The organism is Alloscardovia omnicolens DSM 21503, assembly GCF_000420505.1.
GTDB classification, from domain to species: domain Bacteria; phylum Actinomycetota; class Actinomycetes; order Actinomycetales; family Bifidobacteriaceae; genus Alloscardovia; species Alloscardovia omnicolens.
Genome location: NZ_ATVB01000004.1, coordinates 86,670 through 102,126, shown reverse-complemented (window position 1 = coordinate 102,126; position 15,457 = coordinate 86,670). Strand labels below are relative to the sequence as shown.

The following is a 15,457-nucleotide window of genomic DNA, read 5'->3' as shown; positions in this document are numbered from 1 at the left end:
AGTCCTTACGAATTAACGGGAATTCTTCATGTCGAGCACGCGTGCGTACACATCTTTGCGAGACATAAACGAGCCGTCAGGAAGAGGATTATCTGCAACCACCTGCGTAATCGCTTCTTTGATGCGCACGTTATTGTTTTGTGCTGTGCGCACAGCAAGTTGAGCTAAGTCATCAATGCTGAGAATAGAGGAGCCTGCAGCCTGCACTGCTTCTTCTTCAGAAGCTCCTGCAATTACTAACACAATCTCACCGCGAGGAGGATTATTGACCACACTTTCACGGATTTCACTAATTGTGCCACGACGAACTTCTTCGTAATCCTTAGTCAGTTCACGCGCTAAAGCCATAAGACGTGAAGAACCAAGAGCTTCTTCAAGATCGTTCATGGTCTCTTCAATGCGATGAGGAGTTTCATAAAAAACGATGGTTCGCATTTCGCCTGCTAAAGCACGCAAACGCTTCATACGTTCAGCATGTTTACGAGGTACAAAACCTTCATAGCAGAAACGGTCAGTCGGAAGACCTGACAGAGCTAAAGCATCGAGAACCGCAGAAGGACCCGGAGCACAAGTTACCGGCAAACCGCGTTCAATAGCACGCCTCACAATGGCAAGACCAGGATCATTAATGGTAGGCATACCAGCATCGGAGACGACAAGAACAGTGGCACCAGACGCAACTTCGTCAAGAAGAGAATCTGCCTTACCACGCTCATTATGGTCGTGGTACGCCACCACACGCCCCGACACATGCACTCCCAAGCGACGAGCTAAATCATAAAGTCGTCGTGTATCTTCTGCTGCCACAATATCGGCTGTTTCAAGAAGAGTAACCAAGCGTGCTGATGCATCTGCTGTATTACCAATCGGAGTGGCTGCTAGAACCACACGACCGTCGTCAAGTTCTGTGCGATGTGTGTTGTCTTGTACATCTTCGCCGTATTCCATGCTTACTAGAGTACAACCACCTACATCACGCTGCACTATCGAGTTCTCAGCGCAAAGAAATCAGCACCTCTCACTCGCCAGCAAAAAAGCTTTTACACGCCTGTTTATGTGGAAACTGTTTATATTCCGCGCTCTTCGAGGCATTCCTTCATTTTTCTCATAGACTAGGCAGAGGTTATGTAATTTTCACCTCCAGGAGAGACATGGGTATCATCCATTTTTTTGTTAATTTGTTGAAAGATCCACGTGGCGCAATTGCAGGCTGGATCGCAATGGGCTTAGCGCCAACATACGCCTTTATTTTCCTTATTATTTTCGTGGAAACTGGCGTTGTCTTCATGCCATTCCTGCCAGGCGATTCCTTACTCTTTGCTGCAGGATATTTTGCTGGCGACCCTAATAATCCAATGTCTTTGGCAGTTCTCTTGCCAATTGTGTGGAGTGCCCCAATTATTGGTGACCAGTGCAATTACTTCATTGGACACTTCTTCGGTCGTCGCATTATCGAATCCGGCAAGGTTAAGGCTATGACCCCTGAGCGTGTTGCTAAAACTGAAGCCATGATTGAAAAGTGGGGACCTTTGGCTGTGTTCCTCGGCCGCTTCTTCCCATTCATTCGTACTTTTATGCCATTTATTTCCGGTTTATCCGGCATGAGTTGGAAACGTTTCACACCATACAGTGTTATTGGCGGTTTGGCATGGAGCTCTTTGTTCACTCTGCTCGGCTACTTCTTTGGCGGCATTCCATTCGTGCAAAAGAACTTTGAGCTGGTTATTGTTGCAATTTTGCTTGTTTCCCTTGCTCCAACTCTTATTGCTGGTGTTCGCAGCCTTCTTAACCGCAAGAAAAATAACGAGAAATAAGAACTAAAAACACATACGTCTAACGTGTATACACATCTGCGTATAGTAGTAACACGTTAGATACGGGGCTATAGCGCAGTTGGTAGCGCGTTTCGTTCGCATCGAAAAGGTCGGGGGTTCGACTCCCCCTAGCTCCACGAAGGTCTGTCCACTCATTCCACCGGACAGACCTTTTTCTTTGTAATTTCAACGATTTTAAGCGGTTTCGCAGCCTACTCTCAAACGCACAATTCCACATAAAAACGCATAGTTTTGCATGAGATATGTGCTTATTTATGTTGGTTCGGAGGTGCTCGATGTCTATGCAGTCAAAAAACGATTCTTATCCCATTAAGCGTGTCAAACTAACTTCCATAGAGTTGCGCGCTTAGGAGTCTAAACTTTCCAAGGAGTTTGGCTCTCTTGAAGAGCTACGTTTGAAGCACGATACTCTTGGGCTAACAATTGCCGAGCATGACGCTCTGAATCGCTTGCATTCTATTCGTTTTCTTCTCGGACAGTAACCTTTTACTAGCGAAAACGCTATAATTTCTACCAACAGGGGAAGGTGGTGAAAATGTCGACGACCGTAGCGGATGTAGCAGCTTTTATCTTAGATAATTCTCGGCCTATGACCACAATGAAGCTGCAAAACTGGTTTATTACGCGCAGGCCGAATCCCTTCGTCGAACAAGATAAACCGCTTGTTGATACAGAATTTTTTGCCTGGATTAATGGTCCCGTGTCAAAAGAGCTGTTTAACTTCCACAGGGGACTGTTCATGATTCGCCGACGCGATTTGAATGCTCCCAATGTTCAGACGCCGACTCCCGAAGAACAACAAATTATTCTTGATGTCCTTACATATATGGGAGATTATTCTGCAAACCAGCTTAGCGAGCGCACTCATAGAGAGTCACCTTGGATTAATACACGCAAGGGCTTAGGACCTACCGAATTAGGTAACAAACCTATTACGCAAGAGGCGATGCGCTCATTTTATAAGAACAATCCGGTTCACATCTTTTAGTAGACCTCTCAAGTCTCAACATGCCTTGTCTTGGGAGGTTTGTTGATTTATATCTACCCCGCCAACTCCCGCACTGCATCTGCATACTCGCGAGCACGCTCAGCAACGCGCTCCTTGCTAATGTGCATGGTTCCAAAAGTTCTAAACGGCGTCAACCACTCCATCCCCACGAAGCGCATAGTCGCTTCCAGAGGGCTCAGTAGCTGCGAAATCTCAAAACCGACAGCTCCTTCAAGACCACCACCAGTGCAATAATACTTCTCATCCACTTCCGCGCTCAACGCAAGCATCACTTTCTTACCGCGCAAGCGCGTACCGCCCTCGCCATACGCCCAACCTTCCGTCAAAATATCGTCGAGCCATTTCTTCATTAATGACGGCGTCGAGTACCAATACAGAGGAAACTGCAAAACAACAGCATCCGCGCCCTCAATCAGCTCATGCTCAGCCTCTACATCAATCGCATAATTTGGATACTGCGCATACATGTTGCGCACGAGAACATCGTCTAGCTCAGCAACAGCGCCAGCCAACGCACGATTTACAACAGATCCAGCCAAATCCGGATGAAATACATAAACCACAGCAGTCATTTTTCTTCTTTCTGTTCGAAGCCAGCGTCTTCTGTGACCCGGCCCGCTCCCCATTCTATACTCAAGCCCACAACACACCTCCGCAATCATCGCTCGCGCGATGTAGCATGTATTCCCCAAATGATTCCCACAGAACATACACACTTGCGCGGCCCGAAACAGCATGGCTCGCACTAGAATTCTTACGGGATACAGATTAAAGCACTTGATGAGGGTACGACAGTGACAGAACATCAGCCCAAGGTTCGCAACTTAGCACTCGAGGGATTGCGCGGTTTCGCGATCCTGCTCATTATTCTTTACCACTTTAATGAGCACCTGATGCCAGGCGGTTTCGTGGGCGTAGAGATTTTCTTCGTTCTCACCGGCTTCCTGATTACTCGCTCCCTCCTCCCGACCGCACCAGCAGCGTCGGCTCCGAAAGACCCGATCCCAGCGCAACCGCTGTCTAAAAAGGCCGCGAAAAAGCAAAAGAAAGCGCTCAAACGCTTGCACAATCAACCTCCTGTTCCGCCGCCCGTTTCACCGCAGAAAGCTCCAACGTACTCATCCTACATTTCCAAGCGCTTCGTACGCATTTACCCGCTTATGCTCACGGTTGCGGGCGTATCGGTCGTAGCCGCATACCTGCTCAACAAAGACGCGCTCGTTGCCGCGAAAAAGTCTGCACTGTGGGTGCTCACCTCGAGTTTTAACTGGTACTCGATTCTTAACAATGGCGATTATTTCGCAGCGTCATCGCCGGAGATTTTCCACCACTTGTGGTTCGTCTCGCTGATTGTGCAGATGTACATCATCATTCCGCTTGTTGTTCTGGCCGCGAAAGCTCTGGGCAAAAAGTCAAGCAAAACAACGCGCATCGCGGGCATCACGCTCACAGCCATCCTCGCCATCGCGAGCGCAACAGAAATGGCCGCCCTGTTCCAAACCACGACGGACGCTTCGGACGTTTCACGTCTCTACTACGGCACCGATACCCACAGTTTTGGCGTTTTCTTAGGCATGTGCTTGGCCTTCGCTCTCGCTAAAAAAGTTAAGACCCACTCCGCGCTCTCCATCGCCGCTTTCACGGCATTCAGCTATCTCACCATCGTCGCCTTCACGCAGAAAGAAGGCCTGTTCACCTTTAGCGGCGGCCTGTTCCTGGTAGGCGTAGCAGTAGCGATTATCATCGCAGACGCGCAATCCGACAGCTCCTGGATGAAGCCGATGCTCGCTTGGAAACCCCTTACCGTTCTAGGCAAGTACTCGTACGGCCTCTACCTGTGGCACTGGCCAATTTATGTGCTCATGAAAAGCTCGGTACACATCAGCAAACCGATCAGCGATTGGCTCGTCCCGTACGCCTCGTTCGCTCTGGCCGCACTGCTCACGCTCGGCACGTTCTACCTCATCGAGAAGCCGCTTAAATCACTTAAAGTAGCGAAAAAGTCAGGCGCTCTAATCGCCCGCATCGTTGTTGCCATCATCCTCGTTCTCTCTTCTGTGAGCGCGAGCGCGGTTATTTTGCCGCAGGCGCCGGATTGCACGCAGCTTGAGCAGCAGCTCTACGATGCCACGCAAAAGTTGGCTGAACAGAACCGCAAGAACGCGCTGGAACGTAAGAAACGAGCAAAGGAGGCGAAGGAACAGTTCGCGATGCCGTCCGGCGATAACATCACCGGTATTGGCGATTCCGTTATGCTTGGCGCTTCGGCCGCGCTCAACGATCGCTTCCCGGGCATTACCATCGACGCCGCGGTTTCGCGTCACTCCTCGACAGGCGTGGGCATTATTAACACCATGAAGGCCGCGGGAACGCTTAAAAAGTACGTGATTATTGCGCTGACAACGAACGGTTTAGCAACGCTCGACGAGTTCCAGCAGATGAGCGATGCGCTCGGCCCCGATCATGTGATGATTTTAGTGAACGCGCACGCTGACCGCTCGTGGATTGCCGGCTCGAACCAGAACGTCACCACGTTCGCGCAAGAACATCCTGATAGCGCTTTGGTCGTGAACTGGGACGCTGCAGCCACAGCACACCCAGAAGTTCTCGGACCAGACGGGATCCATACCACTCCAGATGGTGGCGGTTCCCTGTACGCGCAAACGATTGCTGATGCTTTGCAAGACTGGCTGAATCAGCAGATAGCGAAAAAAGTAAACGCGGGCTAACCTTTATGCGCGAAAAAGCGGGCAATATCGTCAATGCCCAAGCCCTCGTAATCGCGAACGAACTGCGAGGCTAAACCGCGTTCGCGCGCATCAATACTGGAGTAACCGGTAACCGATACCCATGATGCGCCGGATGCGGCGGCAGCGGTCAAGCCTGGAACAGAGTCCTCAAAAATCAAGCAGTCCTTAATATCCACGCCCATCGTGCGCGCGGCCAAAAGATAAGGCTCCGGACTTGGCTTGTGTGGCACGTCGTCGTTATCGCACACGTAGGCCATAAACGCGCCTTCAGGAGCTTGCTCCTTCACGTTGCGGGCCATCTTTTCTGGCGAACTGGTCACGATTATCTGCGGAATACCGGCGTCGCGCACAGCAGTAATTAGATCGTACACGCCTGGCAGCCATGGCAAGCGCTCAACTTCCTTCTTGTAGACGAACTCGACCATGAAGTGGGCGATATCTTCCGCGCCCATATCTTTAACGCCCGCCTGAATCATAAAGTTCGCTACGAAAGCGAGCGAACTTCCCTGCAGCTGAGCGGCAATATCTGGGGTCCAGGCGCCGCCAGCGCGGTCGAGCAGTGCGCGCTCACTTTCGCCCCAGTACGGCTCGGAATTAATGAGCGTGCCGTCCAAATCCCACATGACTGCAGCTGGTAACGTCGTCGATTTCGAGGTTGCGTTATTCATTCCCACACTTCACTTTCAGCGTTATCTCATGCCAACAATGATATTACCGTGCGCGCTCTAACTTGCCGCGCTATCTTAGGCAGTAGACGTTAAGGTAGGCTAATTTTTCCTAAATCGCCTACCTTGTTGAACCCCTTTAACACATACCTATTGGAGAAATATTATGGCAAAGATTGTGATTGTTGTTGGTTCCCAGCGCGCAAACGAAATTAAGAAGACCATCGGCGACCGCGCTGAAGTAGACTTCTTCGACTATTCCGAGGTTCCATTCGTTAACCAGGACATCGAATTCCCAGCTCCAGCTTCAGTTGCTACTGCTCGCGACGCTTTCGAAAAGGCTGACGGCGTCTGGTTCGTCTCCCCTGTGTACAACGACACCTACTCCCCACAGGTAAAGAACCTGCTCGACTGGATCTCTCGCCCAGTTGTTGCGAACGAGCGTTCAACCGCTGTATCCAACGGCGTGAAGATTACCTTCTCCTCCGTATCCGCTTATGACTCCTTTAATCACATGTTCGCAGACGCCGTGCGCTTGGCTAAGTTCATCGGCATGGATGTTCTCGAGGAGCCACTGTTCGGTCACAACCTCACCGCTGAGTGGGCTACCGGCGAGCTCACTTTGAGCGATGACGAGCGCGCCGCACTCGAAGCTCAGGTGAGCGCTTTCTTGGCCAAGATTGGCTAGTTGTTTCGTTTCCTAGCTCTTAGCTCTTATGCGGGTGGATACGTTTTTGGCGCGTTCGCCCGTTTTTTGTTTGGTTTGGTTTGGATGGGGGCGTTTTTTGCTGTGAGCCATGACGGGTGCGCACGTTGCTTGGCTAAGAAGCGCTCGCCACCGAGGAAAAGTTCCTTAAACGCCTTAACGAGGCTAATAATTCTTCGAATATATGGTGCTTCTATGATCAACATCGATTACAAGGATCACCAACTCATTATTCTCAATCATGCATATAGCCCTATAGTTGCCAATACGATAACGCCATAATCCAGAAAGTTGACCAGTTAAGGCTTTGCCTCGCTTCCTTGGATTATCAAGCTCAGCTACACGGTCTAATTCATTAAGAATTCGGTTGGAAACTTGCTTATCCATCTTTCGCAACGATTTTAGTGCTCGTTTCGAAATCCTAATCGTCCAAGCCAAGATCTCGCCTTGCTTCCTCAACAGTTACTGTCTCCAACTCTCCACGCTTATACGCTTCTACATCGGATAAAATTCCATACTCGTATTCCAGCTGATCAATTGACTGCGACAATGCCTGAGTAAGATAAAAGCTACGAGTTCGGTGAGTACTCTTGGCGAGCTGGTCGTAACGCTCAACCAATTCGCCAGGAAGACGAACTGCAGTAAGTTGTGAAGCCATCATTAACCTTTCAAACTGTATAATATGTATAACGTTGTTATACATATTATACAGGATATCGTCCAATGTTTTATCGTAGAAATCGAGTTTCGTAAGAAAGCTACTAGTTCAATGAGCGACACAGAGTTCATTTTCGTGAACCAGGTCTTGAAGGTTGTTAGTTCGTGATACACACAATCGCCACGCACTGATTTATCACTAAAACCACGATCTGATGAACGTGAGCGTTGTGTGCACGGCGAAGTCACACTCTTCACGCTCGATTCCACCACAAAAACAGCACTCACACGTACGTGAGCGTTGTGAGTGTGACGAACACCCAATCGCCAGTACGCATGAACACCCAAATTCACAGAGTCCCGCCCCACCCGAAAGCCCCCATGAGGCTTTCCTCACACCCGCGCACTCCCAGCAGCTTCACAAAAAATTGTCAGTATAATATTATGGGTAGAGTGCCAGCCACGGTTTGCGAGCTTTGTCGAACTCGGTGAGCTCTGTTGAGCAAAACGCAAGAAACCCCCGGCCAGCACGAAACACCAGAGAAGAGGGATACACACATGGATAATGCAAAAGGGTGGTTGCAGTATCTATCGGACGAAGATGCAATCTTCATTAAGAACTTTATGTTGTCATCAGGCTCGCTCAAGGAGATGAGCAAGCTGTATCGCATTTCGTATCCAACGTTGCGCCACCGCCTCGATCAGCTTATTAACAAGATTCACATGTATAACTGCGCACCGGACGATATGTTCGTCACCCTCATCCGCTCGCTCATGATGGACGAGAAGATCAATATTAAGACCGCGCAAACCCTCATTAAGAGCTATCAGGAGCTGCACGCGGCTCCGGCCCCGATCGAGGAGATTTCCGAGCTGCGCGATGCTGAGGGGCTAGGAAACACCTCGTCTGCTCAGATCGCAGACATTAGCGTGAACGAAGACGACGAAGAACGCTCCGATCATCGCCGCGCGGAAACCGCGCTCTAGGCTAAACGCTGCGCTCGCTCGCCCAGCGGTGGTGCTAGTATAGAACTTTGCTATGCACCCGTTGCACACACTATCTAAAATTCGTGTGTATTTGTGCCGAAACAACGTCTCCAGATTTATGCTCTGGCCCGTCGCGCCCAAAAATGCCCTGAAACTAGCAGTCCGTTTGGCGCTTTCCTTTCGCACCGTGGTGCCTATTTGGCTAACACTTGATTGAAAAGAAAGGAGAAAAATGTCGCGCAAAAATACTAAAAACACCGCAGAAACTGCAGAGAACAACGACTCCCTCGATGCCCGCGAGCGCGCCGCCCTCGAGCAGGCCGAACTTGCCATGCAACAGTTAGAAGACAACAACGGCTATGGCGATGGAGACGGCTCAGTCCGCGATTTTGGAACACTACTCAATAGTCTTCGTCAATACAAGAAGGCAGCTTATCTCACCCCTGTTTTGGTGGCTATTGAAGCGCTTTTCGAGGTGTTAATCCCAACATTTATGGCTTTCCTCATCGATCAGGGCTTAAACAAGCATGACATTTCCAAGGTTTGGCAGTGGGGTCTTGTTCTCCTGGTCATCGCTTTGTGTTCTCTGGCAGCCGGTATTGGTGCCGGTCGTTACGCGGCGCAGGCGGCAACAGGTTTGTCTCGCAACTTGCGTCATGATTTGTTCAAGAAGGTGCAAGACTTCTCCTTCACGAACATTGACCGCTTCTCCTCAGGTTCGCTCGTCACGCGCCTGACCACAGACGTAACCAACGTTCAGAACTCTTTCCAAATGCTTATTCGCGTGGCTTTCCGCGCTCCGCTCATGGTTATTTTCGCGTGGTTCTTCACCTTCCGCATTAGCCCAAGCATTTCCTTCGTCTACTTGGCTCTTATTCCATTAGCAGGTGGCGCGCTCATCGGCATTATTGCCAGCGTCCACCCTATTTTCGTGCGCGTTTTCCGCGTATACGACCGCCTCAATTCCAATGTAGAAGAAAATCTGCTCGGCATCCGCGTGGTAAAGTCCTTCAACCGCGAAGACCACGAAGACTTTAAGTTCAAGCATATTTCCTCTGCTATCTACAAGTTCTTTGTGAAGGCAGAACTGCGTTTGGCATATTCGAATCCAATCCTTATTAGCTCCATTTACATTGCTATGCTCATCTTGAGCTGGATGGCTTCGCGTCAGATTGTAGCCTCTGGCAATGTTGCGGCCAACGGTTTAACCACGGGCGATCTCACCTCGCTTATTACCTACACGCTGCAAATTATGATGGCTATGATGATGATTTCCTTCATCTTCATCATGATTATTATTTCGCGCGCCTCCGCCAGCCGTATCGCTGCCGTTTTGCGCGAAGAATCCACGGTAACAACCCCGGATAAAGCACTCGAACACGTTGCCGACGGCACTGTGCAGTTTAAGGATGTTACGTTCCGCTACTCCGACCAGAGTGAGAAGGATGTTCTTTCGCACATTAACATTACGATTCCATCCGGCTCGACGGTGGGCATCGTGGGCGGTACTGGTTCGGCGAAGTCCTCGCTGGTTCAGCTCATCCCTCGTTTGTACGATGCCACGGACGGTTCGGTGCGTTTGGGTGGCCGCGACGTGCGTAACTACGATCTCGACGTTTTGCGCACGGAAGTGGGCATGGTGCTGCAGAAGAACATTCTGTTTAGCGGCACGATTGCCGAGAACTTGCGTTGGGGCAATCCGGAAGCGAGCGACGAAGAGATTCGCCACGCTGCACATTTAGCGTGTGTAGACGAGTTTATCGACCAGTTCCCAGATGGTTACGATTCGCGCGTGGAGCAGGGCGGTTCGAACTTCTCGGGCGGTCAGAAGCAGCGTTTGTGCATCGCTCGCGCGCTCTTAAAGAAGCCGAAAGTTTTGATTTTGGACGACTCCACTTCGGCAGTCGATACCAAGACAGACGCCAGCATTCGTAACGCTTTTGCTCAGGAAATTCCTAATACGACGAAGATTATTATCGCTCAGCGCATCAGCTCGGTTAAGCATGCCGACCAGATTATTGTGATGAGCAACGGTACCGTTTTAGACCACGGTACGCACGATGAACTGATGGAAAGCTGCGAAGAATACCGTTCTATTGCGCAGTCTCAGGAAAAGGGAGGTGCTATTGATGAGTAAGGAACAAGGCGCACATCGCGGCACATTAAAGCGCCTCATTAAGGAATTAGTGCGCGGTAACGAGCTGCACTTGGCAGTGGTTTTCGTCTGCATTGTTATTGTTGCCGTTGCCAACGCAAGCATGGCATTGTTCGTTAAAACGCTTATCGACAACTACATTTTGCCGCTGGTAGGCCAGGCGAACCCAGACTTTGGTCCATTGGCTCAGATTTTGGGCGTTATGGCAACTATTTACGCGCTCGGCGTGCTGTCTAACCTGCTGTATGCCCGTATTTTAGTGCGCGTAGAACAGGATACGCTCAAGAAGTTGCGCGACGACATGTTCGAGCACATGCAGAAGCTGCCAATCCGCTTCTTCGATACGCATCAGCATGGCGACATCATGAGCTTCTATACGAACGATACAGACGTGTTGCGTCAGGCTATCTCTCAATCAATGCCTGCGATCTTCTCCTCTGCTATCTCTATGCTCGCCGCGTTCATCTCTATGCTCTATCTGAGCGTACCGTTCGCGCTCGGCGTGCTCGTATACACGGTGTTCGTGGTTCTCGTCATCCGTTTCCTTGCCGGAACTTCTGGCCGCTTCTTTGTGAAGCAGCAGAAAGCGCTCGGCGATGTGAACGGCTTTATCGAGGAAGCGATTAACGGTCAGAAGGTTATTAAAGTCTTTACGCACGAGGAAGCGATCCAAAAGCAGTTCGACGAGGAAAACGACAAACTGTTTAACGCGGCTCTTACCGCAAACTCGTACGGTAACGTTACCATGCCTGCGGTGGGTAACCTCGGCTACCTGCTGTACGTTATTGTCGCTCTTGTGGGCGCATACGCAAGCTTGGCAGCGTTCCCAAACTTCGGTTTAGCCGGATCGAGCGCGCTGACTATCGGTACGCTCATCTCTTTCCTTACGCTCTCACGCAGCTTTATTAACCCGATCGCTCAGATTTCTAACGAGTTTACGATGGTTATGCTCGCGCTGGCCGGCGCCTCGCGAATCTTTAGCCTGCTCGATGAGAAGGTTGAGCACGATAACGGTACCGTTACGCTCGTCAACGCGCTGATTAAGCCGGACGGCAGTATTACCGAAAGCTCTAAGCATACGAATGCGTGGGCTTGGAAGGTGCCGGAAGGTATTGAAGTGCGCGAAGACGTGGCGGAAATATCTGCTGCGCCAAGCAATGTGTTACGTTCACGCTCTACTGCGCATGCTGTGGACGGCGCTCACGCCCAGGCTCTCGAAGCGCTGGTGGGTAGTATTTCGGTCGAAAGCACGCCGTCACGCGCTACAAACGAACGCACAGCGAGCGTATACACTCGACTGCGCGGAGATATTCGCTTTACCAACGTGGACTTCAGTTACAATCCTGACCGCGAAATTCTGCACGATATTACTTTGTACGCTAAGCCAGGTCAGAAAGTGGCTCTGGTGGGTGCAACCGGTGCAGGAAAGACCACTATTACCAACTTGGTCAACCGTTTCTACGATATTCGCTCTGGTCAGATCTTGTATGATGGCATTGATATTTCGCACATTAACAAGAATGATTTGCGCCGAAGCCTCGGTGTGGTGCTGCAGGACGTGAACCTGTTTACCGGGACTGTGATGGATAACATTCGCTACGGTAAGCTCGACGCCACCGACGACGAATGTATTGAAGCAGCTAAGCTTGCCAATGCCGACGGTTTTATTCGCATGTTGCCTCAAGGCTACGATACCGTGTTGTCTGGTGACGGAAGTGGATTATCGCAAGGTCAGCGCCAGCTGCTGTCGATTGCCCGTGCTGCAGTAGCCGACCCTCCAGTAATGATTTTGGACGAAGCAACCTCGTCGATCGACACCCGCACGGAAGAGATTGTGCAGGCAGGTATGGATGCACTGATGGAAGGACGCACTGTGTTCGTTATTGCACACCGCCTCTCCACTGTGCGCAACTCCGACGTGATTATGGTGATGGATCACGGTCGCATTATTGAGCGCGGCACACACGACCAGCTCATTGAGCAAAAGGGACAGTATTACCAGCTGTATACCGGTGCGTTTGAGTTGGAGTAGGGGTTTTTCTTACTAAGGAAAAGGGCTTCTGATTGTCTCGAGTGAGACGGTCAGAGGCTCTTTGATTTGATATTCCTCATATACGACATAATATTAGGATTTCGGCCTGATGTTATCGCTAAGTCGATGTATGTATTCATGTGCTTTCATATGCGCTCTTATGTATTTTTATGTAGTGTTATGCAAGGCTACTGTGTATTGAGGCATATTATGAGTGTGAATATTAGCAAAGTCCCATCGTCTAGCCCCAACTTCAATACAGAAGCCGCCAAAAAAAATTAAGGATCTGTTCCCTGAAGTAGTAGCTGACGGAAAAATCGATTTTGAAGCACTCAAAACACTCCTCGACCCCGACCTTGAAGGTGAGCAAGAACGTTTCGGCTTATTCTGGTCAGGAAAAATACAAGCAATCCGCGCAGCACAGCAACCCACAACAGCTACGCTAAAACCAGACTTTAAGAATTCTAAAAACTGGGACACCACCCAAAATGTTTTCATTGAAGGCGATAACCTCGAAGTACCCAAGATTTTGCAGAAACACTACTACGGCAAAATCAAAATGATTTACATCGAAATTGCTTTCACCATGAGTGCCGGCAAAGAGGGTTTAAAGGAATCATATTTGCTTATGGCTGGATTCCTCGACGACGGTACTGTATTGGATGCCGAACAGATGAGAGATTTGCTCGACCTAACATGTGTGCAAGAGAGGATTACTGCAGTTCCAGAAGATGGTTTTTCAGAATTAATCGATAAGCAAATTTCTGATTTATCCAATGATGTGCAAGAACGAAATGCTGTATTCTATCTTCAACAAGAAGAACTTATTGAGGCAGCTCGACTAGATTTGAAGGCAACCTTCGACGCCAAAATCAGAGAATTCCATGCGAAAGAAAACACTGCTTCAAAAGCAGCGCGCAAAGCTAGCGATGTGATGGAAAAGCTGCGTCTCACACGCGAAGCTCGCCACTGGCAGAACAGGGCTGAACAGGCAGACGATGAATATAGGCAAGAACGTAATCGTCTTCATGCTAAATCAGAGAAATTCCTCAATAAAGTTGAAAAATCTTTACAAGCAAAGCATGAAGTACGAGACTTATTCACTATTTCGTGGGACGTAGAAGCTTAGCATCTCCAAAACACAAAAGGGCAAAAACAGCATACTGCCACTTTTGCCCCATCATCTTCGCCACTTACTGCAGCCCCCGTCTACTCCCACACGGGATTTTCCACATCCACACCGTTCGCCACAGCCACGTGTTCAATGGCACCGGCAAGCCACTGAGCCAATCCTGGTTGTTGCTCGTTGTAGTAGCGAGCAAAACGTTCATCATTCACATATGAACGTGAAATCAGATACTGCTTTGCATAACTTACGGGGAAGAATACGCTGAGCAGTTGGCGATGTTCCTCCACCAGTTGCTCTGCCTGTTCACTGTCGATGGCTACACCATCGCGCGCTGCTTGAGCCAGCTTATTATCCACGTCCTGACATCGTTGCCTGCTATCCGACCAGTCTTGTGCTGTCCAGTATGCAGTCCTCTGCTGGCTAATCTTCCAGTCATCTGTCTCGCCGTATTTTTCTTCGGCTTCTCGTTGGTAATCAGCTATCTTTGCGTCACCAAGAATATCGCCTATTTCTTCAAGCGATAGTTTTTCGTTATTCATTTCTTTCTCCATCAATGTATCTATAGCCTGCACCATCTCTTCGAGCTGTGCCTTCTGATCAATCAAGCTTTCTCTCTGCATACGCAAATGTTCTAAACGCGAAGAAGCGCTGTTCAGAACCTTTTTTATTTCGGTCAGTTTCATACCCGTTGCACGGTAGATGATTATCTGCTCAATACGCTCAATATCGTCTGCCGTATACAACCGATAGTTTGACCAACTACGCTCAGTAGGAGTTATTAATCCCATACTTTCCCAGTGATGTAAGCTGCGCACGGTTACTTTCAGTGCCTGCGCTACTTCACCCACTGTGTAGAGTTCTTCTTGACTGTTCATAGTGCCATTATGGAGTCTTACGCTACGTGAGAGTCAAATCTCATGTAGCTGATTATTTAGATCTCTCGCCTGCTTCAATTGGCCGAACACGGAAATTTAATCCTAAAGCCGCAAGAACGTTTATGACGGTTTCGAAGCTAGGTTTTCCTGTTTTACTCAGACTCTTGTATAAGCTCACACGATTAACATGCGCGCTCTTAGCAACTTTACCTATGCCATATGCTCGGGCTACATCGCCGATGGCGTCAATCAAAAGCTGAGAATCTTCGTGCTGAGCAACTGCATTTAAATATTCCACGACGATTTCTCCGTTATCTAAGTAATCAGCGACATCAAAAGGCAATATCTCCATATCTTCAGCAGTCTATCTTCGAATAGCTTCTTTACTTTTACACATTATTAACCCTCATTAAAAATAATTCGCTTCTGCTTCTTTGTTCTTGAGCTTTCGTAGCCACTTGTCGAATTTTCTTGTCCGTATTACTTCATGTCTTATTGTAGTCTCTAGACTACAATATTTTCCAAAATATACAGAACATGTGAACCGATGTGAAAACACGCCTAGTTTTCCACAATCACTTCTCTCCGCTTCCAAAAAAGCAAAGGGTGTGCACTGCCAACGCAATGCACACCCTCAAAATCAAGCAAAACCAACGC

Annotated in this window: 15 protein-coding genes and 1 tRNA gene; 9 read left to right on the top strand and 7 right to left on the bottom strand. The window is 49.3% G+C overall.

Annotation, left to right across the window (positions count from 1 at the left end; translation table 11 throughout):
* Window positions 1–12 precede the first annotated feature (12 nt).
* Window positions 13–948 (bottom strand): 16S rRNA (cytidine(1402)-2'-O)-methyltransferase, encoded by a 936-nt coding sequence (rsmI, locus tag G464_RS08665; RefSeq protein ID WP_021617440.1) that lies wholly within the window; start codon window positions 946–948, stop codon window positions 13–15.
* A gap of 203 nt (window positions 949–1,151) precedes the next feature.
* Here rsmI and G464_RS0102860 point away from each other — a divergent pair, with 203 nt between their 5' ends.
* From G464_RS0102860 to G464_RS0102850, 3 genes are all read left to right on the top strand, one after another.
* A complete protein-coding gene (locus tag G464_RS0102860) occupies window positions 1,152–1,814 on the top strand; it encodes a VTT domain-containing protein (RefSeq protein ID WP_021617439.1) in 663 nt (220 codons plus the stop codon).
* 64 nt (window positions 1,815–1,878) lie between these two features.
* Window positions 1,879–1,951 (top strand) — tRNA-Ala (locus G464_RS0102855).
* A gap of 419 nt (window positions 1,952–2,370) precedes the next feature.
* A complete protein-coding gene (locus tag G464_RS0102850) occupies window positions 2,371–2,823 on the top strand; it encodes a Panacea domain-containing protein (protein WP_022856651.1) in 453 nt (150 codons plus the stop codon).
* Between the two features lie 53 nt (window positions 2,824–2,876).
* Here the strand turns inward: G464_RS0102850 and G464_RS0102845 are convergent, their stop codons facing one another.
* Window positions 2,877–3,416: an NAD(P)H-dependent oxidoreductase gene (locus tag G464_RS0102845; protein WP_022856650.1), complete on the bottom strand. Its 540-nt coding sequence runs from the start codon at window positions 3,414–3,416 to the stop codon at window positions 2,877–2,879.
* Between the two features lie 222 nt (window positions 3,417–3,638).
* On the opposite strand from G464_RS0102845, the gene G464_RS0102840 reads away from it, so the two are divergent.
* Window positions 3,639–5,573, top strand: a complete 1,935-nt coding sequence (locus tag G464_RS0102840; RefSeq protein WP_022856649.1) for an acyltransferase family protein — start codon at window positions 3,639–3,641, stop codon at window positions 5,571–5,573.
* On the opposite strand, the gene G464_RS0102835 is transcribed toward G464_RS0102840, so the two are convergent.
* Entirely contained in the window at window positions 5,570–6,262 is a 693-nt protein-coding gene (locus tag G464_RS0102835) for an HAD family hydrolase (protein WP_051126677.1), read from the bottom strand. The two genes, G464_RS0102840 and G464_RS0102835, sit on opposite strands and share 4 nt — an antisense overlap.
* 163 nt (window positions 6,263–6,425) lie before the next feature.
* On the opposite strand from G464_RS0102835, the gene G464_RS0102830 reads away from it, so the two are divergent.
* On the top strand, window positions 6,426–6,947 hold the full coding sequence (locus G464_RS0102830; RefSeq protein ID WP_022856647.1) for an NADPH-dependent FMN reductase: 522 nt from the start codon (window positions 6,426–6,428) through the stop codon (window positions 6,945–6,947).
* A 183-nt stretch (window positions 6,948–7,130) separates the two neighbouring features.
* On the opposite strand, the gene G464_RS09905 is transcribed toward G464_RS0102830, so the two are convergent.
* Window positions 7,131–7,352 carry a type II toxin-antitoxin system RelE family toxin gene (locus G464_RS09905; protein ID WP_060808773.1) on the bottom strand — a complete coding sequence of 74 codons (222 nt, stop codon included), beginning with the start codon at window positions 7,350–7,352 and terminating at the stop codon, window positions 7,131–7,133.
* 34 nt (window positions 7,353–7,386) lie between these two features.
* Complete coding sequence (gene relB / locus G464_RS0102820; protein ID WP_230957668.1) at window positions 7,387–7,626, bottom strand: type II toxin-antitoxin system RelB family antitoxin; 240 nt, start codon at window positions 7,624–7,626, stop codon at window positions 7,387–7,389.
* A gap of 554 nt (window positions 7,627–8,180) precedes the next feature.
* Here relB and G464_RS09900 point away from each other — a divergent pair.
* The 4 genes from G464_RS09900 to G464_RS10180 all read left to right on the top strand — a co-directional run bounded on the left by G464_RS09900 (window position 8,181) and on the right by G464_RS10180 (window position 13,925).
* Window positions 8,181–8,609, top strand: coding sequence for a DUF2089 family protein (locus G464_RS09900; protein ID WP_022856643.1), 429 nt, complete (start codon window positions 8,181–8,183; stop codon window positions 8,607–8,609).
* A gap of 232 nt (window positions 8,610–8,841) precedes the next feature.
* A complete protein-coding gene (locus G464_RS0102805; RefSeq protein ID WP_022856642.1) occupies window positions 8,842–10,746 on the top strand; it encodes an ABC transporter ATP-binding protein in 1,905 nt (634 codons plus the stop codon).
* The gene (locus tag G464_RS0102800) at window positions 10,739–12,796 is read left to right on the top strand and encodes an ABC transporter ATP-binding protein (RefSeq protein ID WP_022856641.1); all 2,058 of its coding nucleotides are present in this window, start codon (window positions 10,739–10,741) and stop codon (window positions 12,794–12,796) included. Before G464_RS0102805 ends, G464_RS0102800 begins: the two co-directional genes overlap by 8 nt.
* A 559-nt stretch (window positions 12,797–13,355) precedes the next feature.
* A complete protein-coding gene (locus G464_RS10180; protein WP_022856640.1) occupies window positions 13,356–13,925 on the top strand; it encodes a hypothetical protein in 570 nt (189 codons plus the stop codon).
* Window positions 13,926–14,005: 80 nt separating this feature from the next.
* Here the strand turns inward: G464_RS10180 and G464_RS0102790 are convergent, their stop codons facing one another.
* Window positions 14,006–14,800 carry a MerR family transcriptional regulator gene (locus G464_RS0102790; protein WP_022856639.1) on the bottom strand — a complete coding sequence of 265 codons (795 nt, stop codon included), beginning with the start codon at window positions 14,798–14,800 and terminating at the stop codon, window positions 14,006–14,008.
* A 52-nt stretch (window positions 14,801–14,852) separates the two neighbouring features.
* The gene (locus G464_RS0102785; RefSeq protein WP_022856638.1) at window positions 14,853–15,152 is read right to left on the bottom strand and encodes an addiction module antidote protein; all 300 of its coding nucleotides are present in this window, start codon (window positions 15,150–15,152) and stop codon (window positions 14,853–14,855) included.
* Window positions 15,153–15,457: the final 305 nt, after the last annotated feature.